The 14,591-nt window shown below is 59.8% G+C and carries 10 protein-coding genes; 4 read left to right on the forward strand and 6 right to left on the reverse strand.

Annotated features, from left to right (window positions below):
• Window positions 1-372 precede the first annotated feature (372 nt).
• On the reverse strand, window positions 373-834 hold the full coding sequence (locus tag BM062_RS18965; protein ID WP_254785158.1) for an REP-associated tyrosine transposase: 462 nt from the start codon (window positions 832-834) through the stop codon (window positions 373-375).
• Window positions 834-3,698 carry an autotransporter family protein gene (locus BM062_RS18970; protein WP_175501087.1) on the reverse strand — a complete coding sequence of 955 codons (2,865 nt, stop codon included), beginning with the start codon at window positions 3,696-3,698 and terminating at the stop codon, window positions 834-836. The genes BM062_RS18965 and BM062_RS18970 overlap by 1 nt, the downstream gene beginning before the upstream one ends.
• 1,132 nt (window positions 3,699-4,830) lie before the next feature.
• Here BM062_RS18970 and BM062_RS18975 point away from each other — a divergent pair.
• Window positions 4,831-5,658 (forward strand): KilA-N domain-containing protein, encoded by an 828-nt coding sequence (locus BM062_RS18975; RefSeq protein ID WP_092399708.1) that lies wholly within the window; start codon window positions 4,831-4,833, stop codon window positions 5,656-5,658.
• 327 nt (window positions 5,659-5,985) lie between these two features.
• On the opposite strand, the gene BM062_RS18980 is transcribed toward BM062_RS18975, so the two are convergent.
• On the reverse strand, window positions 5,986-6,627 hold the full coding sequence (locus BM062_RS18980) for a LysE family translocator (protein ID WP_092399842.1): 642 nt from the start codon (window positions 6,625-6,627) through the stop codon (window positions 5,986-5,988).
• A gap of 229 nt (window positions 6,628-6,856) precedes the next feature.
• Here BM062_RS18980 and BM062_RS18985 point away from each other — a divergent pair, with 229 nt between their 5' ends.
• On the forward strand, window positions 6,857-8,443 hold the full coding sequence (locus tag BM062_RS18985) for a porin (RefSeq protein ID WP_092399710.1): 1,587 nt from the start codon (window positions 6,857-6,859) through the stop codon (window positions 8,441-8,443).
• 85 nt (window positions 8,444-8,528) lie between these two features.
• Here BM062_RS18985 and cfa read toward each other — a convergent pair whose 3' ends face one another.
• The 3 genes from cfa to BM062_RS19000 form a co-directional block, all read right to left on the reverse strand.
• Complete coding sequence (cfa, locus tag BM062_RS18990) at window positions 8,529-9,689, reverse strand: cyclopropane fatty acyl phospholipid synthase (RefSeq protein WP_092399712.1); 1,161 nt, start codon at window positions 9,687-9,689, stop codon at window positions 8,529-8,531.
• A 291-nt stretch (window positions 9,690-9,980) separates the two neighbouring features.
• Entirely contained in the window at window positions 9,981-10,628 is a 648-nt protein-coding gene (locus BM062_RS18995; RefSeq protein WP_092399714.1) for a LysE family translocator, read from the reverse strand.
• Between the two features lie 44 nt (window positions 10,629-10,672).
• The gene (locus BM062_RS19000) at window positions 10,673-11,521 is read right to left on the reverse strand and encodes an aldo/keto reductase (RefSeq protein ID WP_092399716.1); all 849 of its coding nucleotides are present in this window, start codon (window positions 11,519-11,521) and stop codon (window positions 10,673-10,675) included.
• 128 nt (window positions 11,522-11,649) lie between these two features.
• Here BM062_RS19000 and BM062_RS19005 point away from each other — a divergent pair, with 128 nt between their 5' ends.
• Window positions 11,650-12,492: an isocitrate lyase/PEP mutase family protein gene (locus BM062_RS19005; protein ID WP_254785159.1), complete on the forward strand. Its 843-nt coding sequence runs from the start codon at window positions 11,650-11,652 to the stop codon at window positions 12,490-12,492.
• A 196-nt stretch (window positions 12,493-12,688) separates the two neighbouring features.
• Window positions 12,689-14,461 carry a M14 family metallopeptidase gene (locus tag BM062_RS19010; RefSeq protein ID WP_092399720.1) on the forward strand — a complete coding sequence of 591 codons (1,773 nt, stop codon included), beginning with the start codon at window positions 12,689-12,691 and terminating at the stop codon, window positions 14,459-14,461.
• The last annotated feature ends 130 nt before the right edge of the window (window positions 14,462-14,591 follow it).

Raw genomic sequence — 14,591 nt, forward strand, 5'->3', positions numbered from 1 at the left:
TGCCGGCAAAGCATTTGCCACCGTCTGCACTGGAAAGCTGTTTTGTGAACAGGCAAGGACGACTTCTGCCTTTGCGACATCAACACCAATAAACAGGGGGGATTGCATGAATGCCTCCTTATGGCTAGAGTAAGAATTGTCGGAGTGGCCCTCTCTTCACGTTAGCTTGCACATATCGGCGGTCCGGGCTGGCAGGCCATTAACGGCCGCTGGATTCCTCATCGACGTTGGAGAGGTGGAGTGGGAGAGATCTAATACAGTCTGTCAGTGAAAACTGCAGATGCGAAGCGTTGTCCCTCCACTCCGGCACCTTCTAGTTTCCCAGAAAGCGTCACTTCTAACCATACAAGCGAAGCGTATTACGCCGCATGTTCAGTCAACATAACGCAGCATTCCCTCATCGCCACCGGCCCAGTCAGGTGGATAAACATCATTTTTCACCAGCCAATGGAAAGTAGAGTAAGGCCAATCAACGACTCGTTTCACCAAACCATGTTTAACCGGATTGATGTGGACATAATCCATGTGTGCCGCGAAATCTTTCTCATCTCGGATGAGATGCTCCCAATACCGTCTTTGCCATATGCCGCGTTCACCACGCCTCTCTCGCACGGCAGAGCGCCATTCCTCGTTCGGAAGGTTTTTGGGAAAACGCATTTTGATCAACCGCCAACGCAGCGCAAAATCAGGATCGCCAACAGGTAAGGAAATCACACAGTGCATGTGTTCGTGTAGTACGACCCACCCATGGATAACGAATGGATGGCTACGGCGCACATGCCGCACCGCATCGCATCGCGCAATAGCGCATAGTTTCCATGGCATCCATTGCATTAAAAATTCCAGCGCACCCCGGCATTCGCAGCCCAGCCGCGCAAGCCCGCGCTGCCCATGCCGTGCTGGTAGGTGGCTTCGCCGTAGAGCGATACGTTATTGGCAAACTGGCTGGAAGCACCTGCGCCGACGCGATAGCTGGCGCCCAGACGGCCGCCGCTAAAGGTTTCGCTGACATTCCACGCTTCGCTGGCAACGGTGACCTGCGGACGGCCGCCGATGCTGCGGACCAGGTCGGCGCGCAGGTAGGGAGCGAATTTCGGCTCGTCGGTCTTTGCCACGCGCACACCCACACGGCCTGTGGTCTGCGCTGCCGAAGCGATGTGCGTGGTCAGCCCATCGACGTCATTGAAGTTCTTGAAGTTCAGCCATTGCCGGGTCACCTGCGCTTGCGGCTCGACCGACCAGCCCTTGCCTACGGCAAACGGATAACCGACTTCCAGCGACGCTGTCCACATGTCGGCGTGGATCTTCGCCACGTTGCTGCCGCGCAGCGTTGTGCTGACGTCACCCGAGAAGCGCTGCGCACCCAGTACCGCATCCACGTAAAAACCGCTCGCCTGCTGCCAGGTCAGCCAGCCCGATACGCCATAGGCGGTGTAGTTCGCATGGCTCTCGCCATCAGCGGCCTGGGGAGTGACGCGGGTGGTGCCGAGATCAATCGCCCAGCCGGCGCGCATAGTAGAGTCGCCGGTATGCCATTTGACCAAGCTGCCGCCTGCCTGCAGCGTGTTCATCTGCTGCTCGAAGTCGTAGCCGTAGTCGTTGAAGCTCAGGTCCGAACGGTACTTCAGCTGGCCGCCCAATACGCGGGCGAACACTTCGCCGCCCAGCTGGTCATCTGATTTTCCAGCGATGTTGCGCAGCTCGCCCAACCGTTGGTGCAGCGTGTCGAGGGTGCGTGAACCGTAGTTGAACAGGGCTGTCGGTGCGACCAGGTAGGATGGTATTTGCGGCACGACCGCGATCCGGCCTGGATTCGGCACCTCTGGTTCGCCAGGTCCCTCAGGTTTGTCGATCTCGCCAGGATCTCCGGGTTCTCCAGGCTCACATCCGCCTTCGCAGACAAAGGTATTGCCCAAACGGTAATCCCAGTTTAGCCCGCCGCCCGGCAGCAAACTTTGCGACGGATCGGTCTCGCCCGGGCCGAACGCATGCAAGGTGTATTGCCATGGGCCGGCAGCCACGTAGCCACCCTTGAGCGCGAATGCGCCGGCGTGAGAATCCCCGCCTACCTGTACTATTGAAATCCCTTCATCGGCATCGACCACACCGCTCTTGCGCAAGTCAGTCAGTGCTCCGGTGCCGGTCGGCTTGACCTCGATCAGGGTGGTGCCGGTGGCGTTACCCTCGACCAGCAGGCGGTTGGTGTGCTGGTTAGCCAGCGCACCGCCTTCGTTGAGCACCGTGTTCAACGCCACCACGCCGTTCTGGCCGGCGATGTCGCCTTGCACAGTCAGCGTATGGTAGTTGCCACCCGCCGGGTCGGCAAACGAGACCAGGCCGGCATGGCTCAGGTTCTGCACCGTCGAACTGCCGGCCATTTGCCACTGGCTGCCGGCGTCCAGCGACAGGTTGCGCACGGTACTGGTCGTACCGTTCCACAGCGACCGGTTCTCCAGCGATACATCGACGATGGCGTTGCCATTGGCGACGATATCGCCAACAGCATGTACGCCGCCATTCATGGCCAGGCTGGTTTGCGTGTCGGCGCCGGCATTGAGCAGCACGCCGGTGCCGCTGCTGACCTGCGTGCCGTTGAGCAGGCTGACCTGCACCGGCACGGCTGCCGCGCGGACGGCAGGATCGGCAACCACTTCGATCGCTGCGCCGTCAGTGCTGTTCAACACACTGTTGCTGACGCGAGCCGTTGCGGCTAGCGCTCCGTTTTGCAACAGCAGCGCCGCACCGTCTGCGCCAATAGCCTGGATCGAGGTATCGATAAAGGTAGCGTCGCCGCCGGCAGCGATCAGAGCGCCGACCGCTCCGGCGCCGCTGGCTTGCACTTTGCCGCCTTGAAACACCAAGGTACTGGTGGCGCTATCACCTGCAGCGCCGGCTTGCAGGGCGCGACTATTCGCCCCTTCCGTGTATACAGGCGCATTAAGGAGTTTCGCTGACCCGCCGCCGACCGCCTGTACGCCGATGCCGCCTTCACCAGTGGTGCCGAACGAACCGTTGGACACCAGCAGTTCAGCGGCCGGACCGTCTACACGTGCGCCGACACTATTCACACCGCTAGTTATGATGTGCGTGCCATCCATCGCCAGCACGGCACTGGCGCCGCCAGTGTCGAGCACCTGCAAGGTGATAGCATTGTCGGCCGATGACGATACCCAGGTATCCAGCAACGTTGCGCTGCCGCCACCCGCCCCCACCGTGACAGCATCGCCCTCGCTGCTGATGTATCCGCCCCGAACCACTGCGCTGCCCCCCTGATTGACGACCAGGCCCTGCGCACCGTCTCCGTTGCTAATTAGCAAAACGTCGGCAAGACTGATCAAACTCCCGCTGCCCGTCGCCAAAGCGCCGATACTGTGTGCGGTGCCGCCCGTGAGCCCGGCATCCACCTGGAGGACGCCGTTACTCATCGTGATGACGGAACCCGAACCGGCATTGAGGCCATAGGCATTCGTGAAGCCACCGGCTGAGTTCAGGCTTGCTCTTACGTAGACGCTGGTATCGGCCAGATCGACGCGGGTGCCGCTGTTGAAAGCAGCAACACCGATGAAGGGGTCTTTCCTATTGATACTGCCGCCACTGGCCGACACAAAGATAGTGCTGTTAGTCACAGCAACCTGAGCATTGCCGGATGCGCCGATGCCGGTAGCCAGACCTCCAGGATTGTTTGATACTTCGAGCATGCTGTCCGCCACGGATACCTGCGCACGGCTCGAAGCACTTACGCCGGTACTACCAAAGGCGCCAGAACCCGTAGTAGTCAAGGATGTGTTGCGGATATTGAGAAGGGCGGAATTGGAGGCGCTGGCACCGCTCTGAGAAGCAATCACTGTACCATTCTCAAAATCGAGCTGACTGCCGGTACCTGTCACCAACATGCCGAGCCCGAAAGTACCAGTGGCCAGCACGTTAACTGCATTGGCAGTCAATGTGCTGCGGCTGTTTACATTTAATCCAATGACGGTACCGGCGCCATTGCTGAGATCGCTGTTTGATACCGTGATGTCGCTGTTGGTCAAAATGACTTGCGAAGCGTCTTGAGCATAAACACCTCTTATATCGGCACGGGTATCACCGGCCACAACATTAATGGCTGTGCTATCCATCTTCAAAGTTGCCAGGCTGCTGACCGCCGCACCAGTGCCGACACTGGTGATACTGCCTCCCCGAAAGTCGATCAGGCTGCCAGCGTCAGTGACGCTCACACCCGGGAAGCTAACCAATGTGTTAACTACATTCACCGGACCGCTGGTAGTAATGCTGCCACCTCCGAAAGCCTCCAAGGCAGCAAGACCACCGTTCGCCTCATAATCTCCCGAGGCGATCAGATGCTCACCAGGCCCGGCCACCAGCGGCGGATTGGCCGCATGGACGGAGGCAAATGGCGCGCATAGCAGGCTGCTGATGGCAAGCGCAAGGGTGCGCTTTCTGAGCGCAGGCGGGGAAGTCAATGTTTTCATGATTGTTGCAGTTGATAATCAACGCTTGTTGTATTCAACTCGCAACTATGCGGAACAGCGCCTTTGAGACAAATAGGAAAAGTCTTAAATTAAATTACATTAAGAAAATTCTTAAGTGAGAGCTGGGAATATGCCCGGAAGAAATCGATCTCTGATGCGCCAGGCAGCACTTGCCGGCCTCCCGACATCAGCTGCCGAGGCAAACCATGACTGAAGCCGGCGCGCCAACCATGGCCATCGCCTGCCGATGTCCATTGCCTTATATGTGGCAATGGATAGTTTAAGGCAACATCATTTGACGATAATAAAAAAGCAACGCAAACTTCCACTTCCGACATACTTTGAATCAATCCACATGAAAAACCGCAGCATCACCGTACATGGTACAGAAGTGACCATCACGACACGCCATGAACAGGACTACATCGCCCTGACTGACATGGTTAAAAACTTCGACGGCGGAAGCGCTTTGATTGAGCAATGGCTGAAGAACAAGGACACCGTACTGTTTCTAGGGGTCTGGGAGCAAATCAACAACCCTGATTTTAATTCCCCCGAATTCGAGGGAATTAAAAATAAGGCAGGACACAATAGTTTCTATCTGTCGGCAAAGAAGTGGATTGACGCAACGGGTGCCATTGGCCTACATGCCAAGGCAGGTCGCTATGGTGGAACTTATGCCCACCGCGATATTGCTTTCGAGTTCGGTTCTTGGCTCAGTCCGGAATTCAAGCTTTACCTTATCAAAGAATTCCAACGCCTCAAAGACGAAGAAGCCCGCACTACATCACTGGAATGGAGTTTTCAACGCACGCTGGCCAAGGTTAACTATCGCATTCACGCAGACGCCATCAAAGAACACTTGATTCCGCAGAAACTCACCCAAACACAAACCAGCACGGCGTACGCCAGCGAGGCTGATTTGCTGAACGTGGCGCTGTTCGGCATGACAGCAGCTCAGTGGCGGCAAGCGAATCCCAAGGAGCCAGGCAATATGCGGGATGCGGCAACACTGGAGCAATTGGTCGTGCTGTCGAATATGGAAAGCATCAATGCTGTCTTGATTCATCAGGGATTGGCAGCGTCAGAGCGCCTGGTGCAGCTGAATGCGATTGCGATGACGCAAATGCGGTCTTTGGTTGGGTTGGGGACTGTGAAGCTGTTGGGTGAAGCACCGAAATAATGCGGCAAGACGTACTGTGTGGGGCGTCAATAGATTCAATGGTTTCCGACAAGTTTTTATGGGAACGAAGTGTGGGTTGAAGCTTGTTATGATTTTGGAGTTTAGATCTACAGGATGCGGGATGCGCCTCACCGCATTGCAGAGGCTGAAGGGAACAAGGCTGAAAATTCTTATGCCAGCTGCGGAATTGTCCGCAGCCTGGCGCGCGGGAGAATCGGGCGCGATGCCGGCCCGCTGATATTTAAGCAAAAACTTAGACTAAGAAAAAACTTAGAACACGGCCCGGACATCCGCATGTCCGAACACGTCAGACGCCGTCAGACGCAGTCAGGCGCTACGCTTGACAAAAAACAAGGCTGTCCCCACTCCCATCAGCACACCGCCGAAGAAACGGTTCTGTTTCCTGACCGCGCGCGCATCGCGGAAATAGCCTTGCATGGTCGATGCAGCAAAGGCGTAGCTGTGCATCACCACCAGGTCGACCGTGCACATGGTGACGGCCAGCAGCAGCAACTGCGGCAGCAAGGCGCTGCCGGCGCTGATGAATTGCGGCAGCACCGCCACCATGAAAATGATTCCCTTGGGATTGGTGGCGTTGGTCATGAAGCCCAGCAGCATGCGCTTGCGCATGGTCGGCGGCGTCGATTGCAGGGCCGGCTCTGGCTGCTGCAGCGCGGCGGCGTCGACCTTGGCGCGCCACTGGCTCAGGCCGAGGTAGATCAGGTACAGCGCGCCGACCGTCTTGACCACCGTGAACATGGTTTCGGACGCCAGCAGGATCGAGCCGACGCCGGCGCCGGCCACAAACAGGATCAGCAGCAAACCCAGCTGCAGGCCAGCGATGGTGGCCGAGGTTTTCTTGACGCCGTACGACAAGCCATGCGACATCGACAACACCGCGCCGGAACCGGGAGAAATGGCGATCAGCCAGCAGGCGGCGAAAAAGGTAAACCAGGTATGGAAGTTCATGATCAAAAAAAGAGGATTTAACGGCCTTGGACGGAATTCAGGAGGATATCACCGACCGCCGATCCTGGCTTGCGCGCAGGCGCTGCAAAATTACCACAGGAACTTTTCAGCACACGCCCCGCGCCGCGATTATTTTTAAAAAACTTGAGCTAAGTCAACGCAACGCAGCCGCCGATGGCAGCACTCTGAACCGTCGTACAAAAAATTTTCCTATAACGATGGAGACAACATGACGTTCAGGCTGAAGCCGCTGCAAGCGGCATTTATCGTTGCATTTTCCCTTCCCTCACTGACACTGTCCACCGCGGCCAAGGCCGACCCGGCAACCGATGCCCGCATCGAAGCGCTGGAACAGCAGGTAAAACTGCTGACCACAAAACTGCAGCAGGTATCGACTAAACAAGACGCTCCGGTTACTGCTGCGGCGGAAGTCGCCGCAGCACCTGCGGCATCGCCGGCGCTGGGTGAACGAGCGCGCAAGTTCTTCGAGGCGATCAAGGATGTCGAGTTCTACGGCAACCTGGATGTGTCGGTCGACGGCAGCACCAAGGGCTTGAAGAATTCCTATAACGACGTCGGCGGCAACCGGGTGGTGTCGCCGGTCGGGCAAAACGGCTGGCAATCCGACCTGTCCACCAACCTGTCCTACGTCGGCATACGCGGCAAGCATCCGGTGGGCGACACCTTGTCGCTGGTCTATCAGCTGGAAACGCAGATCGACATTACCGCTACAGCCGGTTCCGCCAATTCCACCAGTGCTCAGGACACTACCGTCAAAGGCGCGCTGACCACGCGCAACAGTTATGTCGGACTGGCCGACGCCAGGTGGGGCGCGGTCAAGATCGGCAAGACCGACGCGCCGTACAAGACCTCCACCGCGCGCATGAATCCTTTCTCCGGCATGTGGGGCGACTACTCGGTCATCATGGGCAATACCGGCGGCGACAACCGGGTCGAATTCGGCACCCGCCTCGACCATGCGCTCTGGTACGAATCGCCCAAGTGGCATGGCTGGAGTTTCAATGCGCTGATCTCGCCGGGCCAGAACCGCGGTTATGAAAACGCGATCCAGGCCAGCGGCGAATCGAGCTGCACCGGCGGCAATATCCCGGGCAGCGGCGGCGGCGCGATCGCTTGCGTCGACGGCAGCTACGGCACCGCCTACAGCGCCAACGTCGCCTATGAAAACGGACCGCTGTACGTGACCGGCGCCTATGAACTGCATTCCAGGGTCAACCGCACCGGCGATGTGGCCGGTACGCCACAGGCGCTGGCCAGCCCGATAGGATTGGATCCGAACGATGTCGGCAATGAATACGCGTACAAGATCGGCGCCCAGTACGCCTTCCCGACCAAGACCACGGTGAGCGCCATCTACGAGGTGATGCGCAGGAATATCCCGGCCTACCTGAACGAGCAGAACGAGCGCTCGCGCAACGGTTACTGGCTGGCGCTGACGCAGGAACTGACACCGGACGACAGCCTCTCGGTCGGCTGGGCCCACGCTAACGCCACGCCTGGCGACCCGGGCCAGCATAACACCAGCGCGGCCGACGGCATCGGCACCATCAGCCCGGACAATGCCGCCAACATGTACACCGTGGCGTATAAACACAAGATCGACAAGCAGACCACCTGGTATGCCAACTATGCGGTGACCGCCAACCACGCCCTGGCCCACTATGACCTGGGGGCGGGCGGACGCGGCGTGACGACCGATTGCCATGACGGCCAGACGATTGCGGCGGGTGCGCCGAACTGTTATGCGGGAGGACGACTGCAAGGCGTGTCGGCGGGCGTGAATTACAAGTTCTGAGCAGGGTGGGCAGTTGCACCCGCAGGAATCCAGCTCGGTACCGCGTGGGCAAGAATCCTTGCCCACGCTACTCTCTTCCTGCTCCCTATCGTATCGAACGATAGGGGGCACTGCGCCCGCGCTTGCTTAACACCAGCTGCCACAGCTGGCCTTGGCCCGAGCGGAAAAAGCCTGCCGAAGAGAGGATGAAATATTTCCACATGCGGTAAAAGCGCTGGTCGTATTTTTCCGACAGGCGCGGCCAGGCGCGCTCGAAATTGTCCCACCAGGCCATCAGGGTCAGGTCGTAGTCGCGGCCGAAGTTATGCCAGTCTTCGATCAGGAAACGCCCTTCCAGCACTTGCGTGATTTCCTTCGCCGAAGGCAGGTGGCCGTTCGGGAAAATATACTTGTCGAGCCAGACGTCGCGCTTCTTTTCGGTGACGTAGTTGCCGATGGTGTGCAGCAGGAACAAACCCTCGGGCGCCAGCAGTTTTCCGGCGACATCGAAGTACTCGGCATAATTCTTGGCGCCGACATGCTCGAACATGCCGACTGAAACAATCTTGTCGTATTGCCCGCTGAGCTGCCGGTAGTCGGTCAATTCAATGGTGACGGGAAGGCCGGCGCAGCGCGCTTGCGCGAGTTTTTGCTGTTCCTTGGAAATCGTGATGCCGGTCACTTCGACCTGATAGCGTTCGGCTGCATAACGGGCCAGGCCGCCCCAGCCGCAGCCGATATCCAGCAGGCGTTCGCCGGGCTTGAGCTCCAGCTTGCGGCAGATCAGCTCCAGCTTGTGCTGCTGCGCTTCTTCCAGGTTGGCGGCGCGCGGCCAATACGCGCAGGAATACATCATGTACGGATCGAGCATGTTTTCGAACAGGTCGTTGCCGATATCGTAGTGCTGCTCGCCGACCTGGAAAGCGCGGCCCTTGGTTTGCAGGTTGAAAAAATTCTGGCGCAGGATTTCCAGGAAAAAACCAATCTTCGCGGGGCCGACCACTGTCTGCTCAAGGTCGTGGCTGGTGACCCGGAAGAAGAATTCGTCGAGCCTGTCGCAATCCCAGTCGCCATCCATGTAGGACTCGCCAATGCCAAGCTCCCATTTGGTGAACATCTTCTGGAAGAACACCGGATCATGGATCTGCATGTCCCACGGCTGGTCGCCGTTGAGCTGGATGCCGGCATGCTCGAACAGCTGCCGGATGATCCTCGGCGCATTCGCCGTCATGTCGAACGTTGCGGGGACAGCCTTCGTTTTATCCATGTAGTACTTCCTTCAAGGGTAGTGCTATGGAACAGAATGACAGACGCAGCTAACTGGGGTCAGAGTGAACTTTCTGCGCGCTTTTTGCAGAAACTTCACTCTGACCCCATTTAGCGGGCCACGGAGTACTTGCCTCATCGTTAAAAAAAACAAAACCGCGTGTGCGCTCTGTCTTTCTCCGAATCCGTCATCTGGGGTCAGAGTCAAGTTTCGCGATGAAACGCTGCGAAAGTTGACTCTGACCCCAGATGACTCTTGCCGCCGCGATGCCATGGAGGACCGGTGCCAACCTCAGCTGGCAGGACGCCGCAGGAACGCCAGCAGCAAGCCGAAGCCGATCATCAGCGTGCCGCTGGCGCGGTTGAACCAGCGGAAGCGTCCGGCGGCGCCGGTAAAGGTTCCAAGCCTGGCGCCGATGGCGGCGTAGATGGCGATCGCGATCAGTTCAAGCATCAGGAATGTTGCGCCGAGCACGACGAAGCTGGCGGCGTAGGCCGAGCGGTCGACAAACTGCGGGAAGAATGCGGTAAAGATGAGGATCGCTTTCGGGTTGCCCGCCGCTACCAGGAACTCTTGCCTGGCGAGCCGGCGCAGCTTGTCAGCCGGGGTTTCCAGGCGCGCCTTGGTTTGATCGGCCGCGCCTGCCAGCGCGACCGGCGCGGCGCGGAACAGCTTGATGCCGAGCCAGACCAGGTAAGCCGCGCCGCCGAATTTCAGCAGCGTGAACAGCGTTTCCGACGCCAGCAGCAACGCGCCCAGCCCGAGGCCGGAAATGGCGATCATGGCCGCAAACGCCAGCAGCCTGCCAAACGCTGCAAGGATCGAATAACGCATGCCGTCGCGCGCACCATTCGACAACGACAGCACGTTGTTCGGACCGAACGCCATGTTCAGCGCGAAACAGGCGGGCAGGAAAAGCCAGTAGTTCTGGAATGACATCGGGTGTGCCTCTCAGTGGTTTTTAAAAAAACGCTTATCTCCGCCTATCTCATCTCCAGCGCACTGCCATGCCGCGGCGGCGGGAATGCCTGGTCAAGCTCAGCCAGGTCTTGCGCCGTGAGCACGATATCAAGCGCCGCGCGGTTCTCGCGTACATGCGCCGGAGCGACTGCCTTGGGAATGACGATCACCTGCTCTTGCTGCAGCAGCCATGCCAGCGCGATCTGCGCCGGGCTGGCTGCATGCCTTGCCGCGACTGCCAGCAGCTGCGGGTTGCCGAGCAGGCGCCGCTGTTCGTTGGCGGAAGACTCCAGCGGCGAATACGCCATCACCGGTATCGCACGCTCGCGGCACCACGGCAGCAAGTCCCATTCGACGCCGCGCCGCTTCAGGTTGTACAGCACCTGGTTGACCGCGACCTCTGCGCCGCCGGGCAATTCGCTCGCTTCCTGCATGCCGTCCCGGTCGAAATTGCTGACGCCGAAATCGCGTATTTTTCCGGCCTTCTTGAGCGACTCGAACGCTTCCAGCGTTTCCGCCAGCGGCACCGAACCGGGCCAGTGCAGCAGGTAGAGATCGATATGGCCGCTGCCGAGGCGCTTCAGGCTGCGTTCGCAGGCGGCCTGCATGCTGCGCCTGCCGGCGTTGTGCGGATAGACCTTGCTGACCAGGAAGACCTCGTCGCGGTGTCCGGCAATGGCCTCGCCCACGACTTTCTCGGCGCCGCCGTCGGCATACATCTCGGCGGTGTCGACCAGCGTCATGCCGAGGTCGATGCCTAGCCGCAGCGCGTCGACTTCACGCTTTTTCTGCGCCGGGTCTTCTCCCATGTACCAGGTTCCCTGTCCCAATGCCGGGATGGCGACGCCTGAAGGTAAAAGCAAAGTTTTCATTGCTGGATTTGCAATCTGGATGGTTGATTTTGCGCCGCGGGTTGAGAACAGCAGTTTTTTCCAAGTTTTGAAGCAGCATTGCTCTTAAACTCGATGTCATTCTACAACGTAATCAAATGGAGAAAACCATGCAATCGAGCGCCGCCCAACAGCATGCAAACACCTTTCACCAGCTGCACCTCGGCCCTGCGCCGCTGACTTTATTGAACGCCTGGGACGCCGTCAGCGCCCGCATCCTCGAACGCGCCGGCGCCCCCGCTATCGGCACCACCAGCGCCGGCATGGCCTGGGCCGCCGGTTATGCCGACGGCGAGCAGATGCCTGCGGCTGAACTGCTGGCTGCTTGCGCCCGCATCTGCCGGGTCGCCGGCGTGCCGGTGAGCGTCGATATCGAGCGCGGTTTCGGCCGCAGCACCGAGGAAGTGTGCGATGTAGTACGAGCATTGGCAGGGATGGGCGTGGCCGGCATCAACATCGAAGACGGCGTACTGCCCGGCACGCGCCAGCTGGCGCCGCCGGAAATCCTGTGCGAGCGCATAGGCGCGCTGCGCAAGATGCTGGCGCAGATGGATGCGCGGCTGTTCATCAATGCCCGCAGCGACACCTATTTTGTCGCCAACGATGACCCAGTTGCGCGTTATGAAGACACGGTGCGGCGCGCGCAGATGTATGCGGCGGCCGGCGCCGACGGCATCTTCGTGCCGGGCCTGGCGCGCATCGAAGAGATCGCCCGCTTCACGCAAACAATCCCTCTGCCGGTGAATATCTACGCCGGTTATGCCGGCGCGCCCGCGGTCGATGTGTTCAGGCAGGCCGGCGTGCGGCGCATCAGTGTTGGCTGCGGCCCCATGCAGTCGGCGCTTGGCCTGCTGCACCGGATCGCCGGCGAGGCGCTCGGCCAGGGCAGCTTCGGCGCCATGGGCGACGGCATGCTTGCGGCAGGCGAAATCAACGCTCTTTTTTCCCGCTAACTTCACCATCAGCCTGCGAGGATCCAGCTAGCGTCAGCGATGAAGCGATGGAGGTTTATCTGCGGGCGTATTGGCGGCATGCGGCCGGGGGCGGTAACAGGCAAACAACTCAATGCCATTAAGCAATATTCCGGCAGGCGCGCTAGAATCCCTCCATCATTTTGTTGTCCGTCACCTAACCGTTGGAGCTTGATTCATGCTGCGTTCTGCCGTGCTGTCCGCCCTGCTTACCCTCTCCGCCACTCCCTTCGCCCACGCCGCCGACCCTGCCCTGAGCACGGTCGCCGAGCGTTCCGGTTTCCAGAAAACCGGCCGCTACGAAGAAGTCATCGCGCTCTGCGCCGCTTTCCAGAAAGCCTATCCGAAGCAGGTGCGCTGCACCGAGTTCGGCCGTACGCCGGAAGGGCGGCCGATGCTGGCGCTGATCGCCTCGCGCAGCGGCGCCTTGACCGCGGAAGCCGCGCACAAGCGCAACCTGCCGGTGCTGCTGATACAGGGCGGCATCCACGCCGGCGAGATCGATGGCAAGGACGCCGGTTTCCTGGCCTTGCGTGAAGCGCTGCAGGATACCTCCGCCAATAGCGTGCTGGACAAACAGGTGCTGGTCTTCGTGCCGGTGTTCAATATCGACGGCCATGAGCGCTTTGGCCGCTGGAACCGTCCGAACCAGCGCGGCCCGGAAGAAATGGGCTGGCGCACCACCGGCCAGAACTTCAACCTGAACCGCGACTACGCGAAAGCCGACGCACCGGAAATGCAAGCCATGCTGCAGCTGGTCAACCGCTGGGATCCGCTGGCGTATATCGACCTGCACGTCACCGACGGCGCCAAGTTCGAGCACGACGTTTCGATCCAGGTCGAGCCGGTGCACGCCAGCGACCTCGCCCAGCGCAAGGATGGCGAGGCTCTGCGTGACGCTGTCATCAGCGATTTGAGCAGGCAGGGTTCGCTGCCGCTGCCGTTCTACATGTCGTTCAAGGTCGACGACGATCCTAGTTCAGGCTTTGTCGACGGCGTCTCGCCGCCGCGCTTTTCAACCGGCTATTTCCATCTGCGCAACCGCTTCGGGATGCTGGTGGAAACCCATTCCTGGAAAGATTATCCGACCCGGGTGCGCATCACGCACAACACCATTGTCTCGATCATGGCGCAGGTCGCCGCGCACGGCGACGCCTGGCTGAAGAATGCGCAGCAGGCCGACCTGCGCGCCGCCAAGCTGGGCGGCCAGCCGGTTGCGCTGACTTACGAGGCGAGCGAAAAGACCCGTCCGGTGGCGTTCCGCGGTTATGAATATACGCGCACCCAGTCGGATATTTCGGGCGCGCTGATGACACGCTACGACGAAAGCAAGCCGCAGATCTGGAATGTGACGGTGCGCGACGACCTGCAGCCGGACCTGAGCGTCAACGCGCCGCAGGCCGGTTACCTGGTGCCGGCGGCGCACGCTGCCTGGGTCGGGCAAAAGCTGCAGCAGCACGGCATTGCTTTCCGCGTGCTGCCGGCGGCGCTGAACCGGGTAACGCTGGAAACTTTCCGCGCCACCAAGACCGCCTTCGATGCGCAACCGATGGAAAGCCACCAGTTGCTCAAGTTGCAAGGCGCCTGGCACAGCGAAACGCGCGACCTCGGCGCCGGCGCCCTGTTCGTGCCGATAGCCCAGGCCAAGGCGCGGCTGGTGATGGCTTTGCTGGAACCGCAGGCGCCCGACTCGCTGGCGGCTTGGGGCCGTTTCAACAATGCCTTCGAGAAGAAGGAGTATATGGAAGCGTATGTGGCGGAAGATGTCGCGCGCGAACAGCTGGCGGCGGATCCGGCGCTGGCGGCCGAGTTCAAGCAGAAACTGGCCGACGATCCGGCGTTTGCCAAAGATCCGGCAGCGCGGCTGGAGTTCTTCGCGCGCCGTCATTCTTCCTGGGATGAGCGCTTTAACCTGTATCCGGTGATGCGGACCGCGGTTGTGCCGGGATAAACGCGTCCGGCTGGGCAGCCGGGCTGCCGGCCGGGAATTACTTCTGGTTGTTGCCGATTTTTTTCGACAGGTAGAAACGCAGGGCAAAGGCGGCGACAACGGCGATTAAAGGCAGGGTTTGAACGAAAGT

This window comes from Collimonas sp. OK412 (genome assembly GCF_900112135.1).
Lineage (GTDB): Bacteria > Pseudomonadota > Gammaproteobacteria > Burkholderiales > Burkholderiaceae_D > Collimonas > Collimonas rhizosphaerae.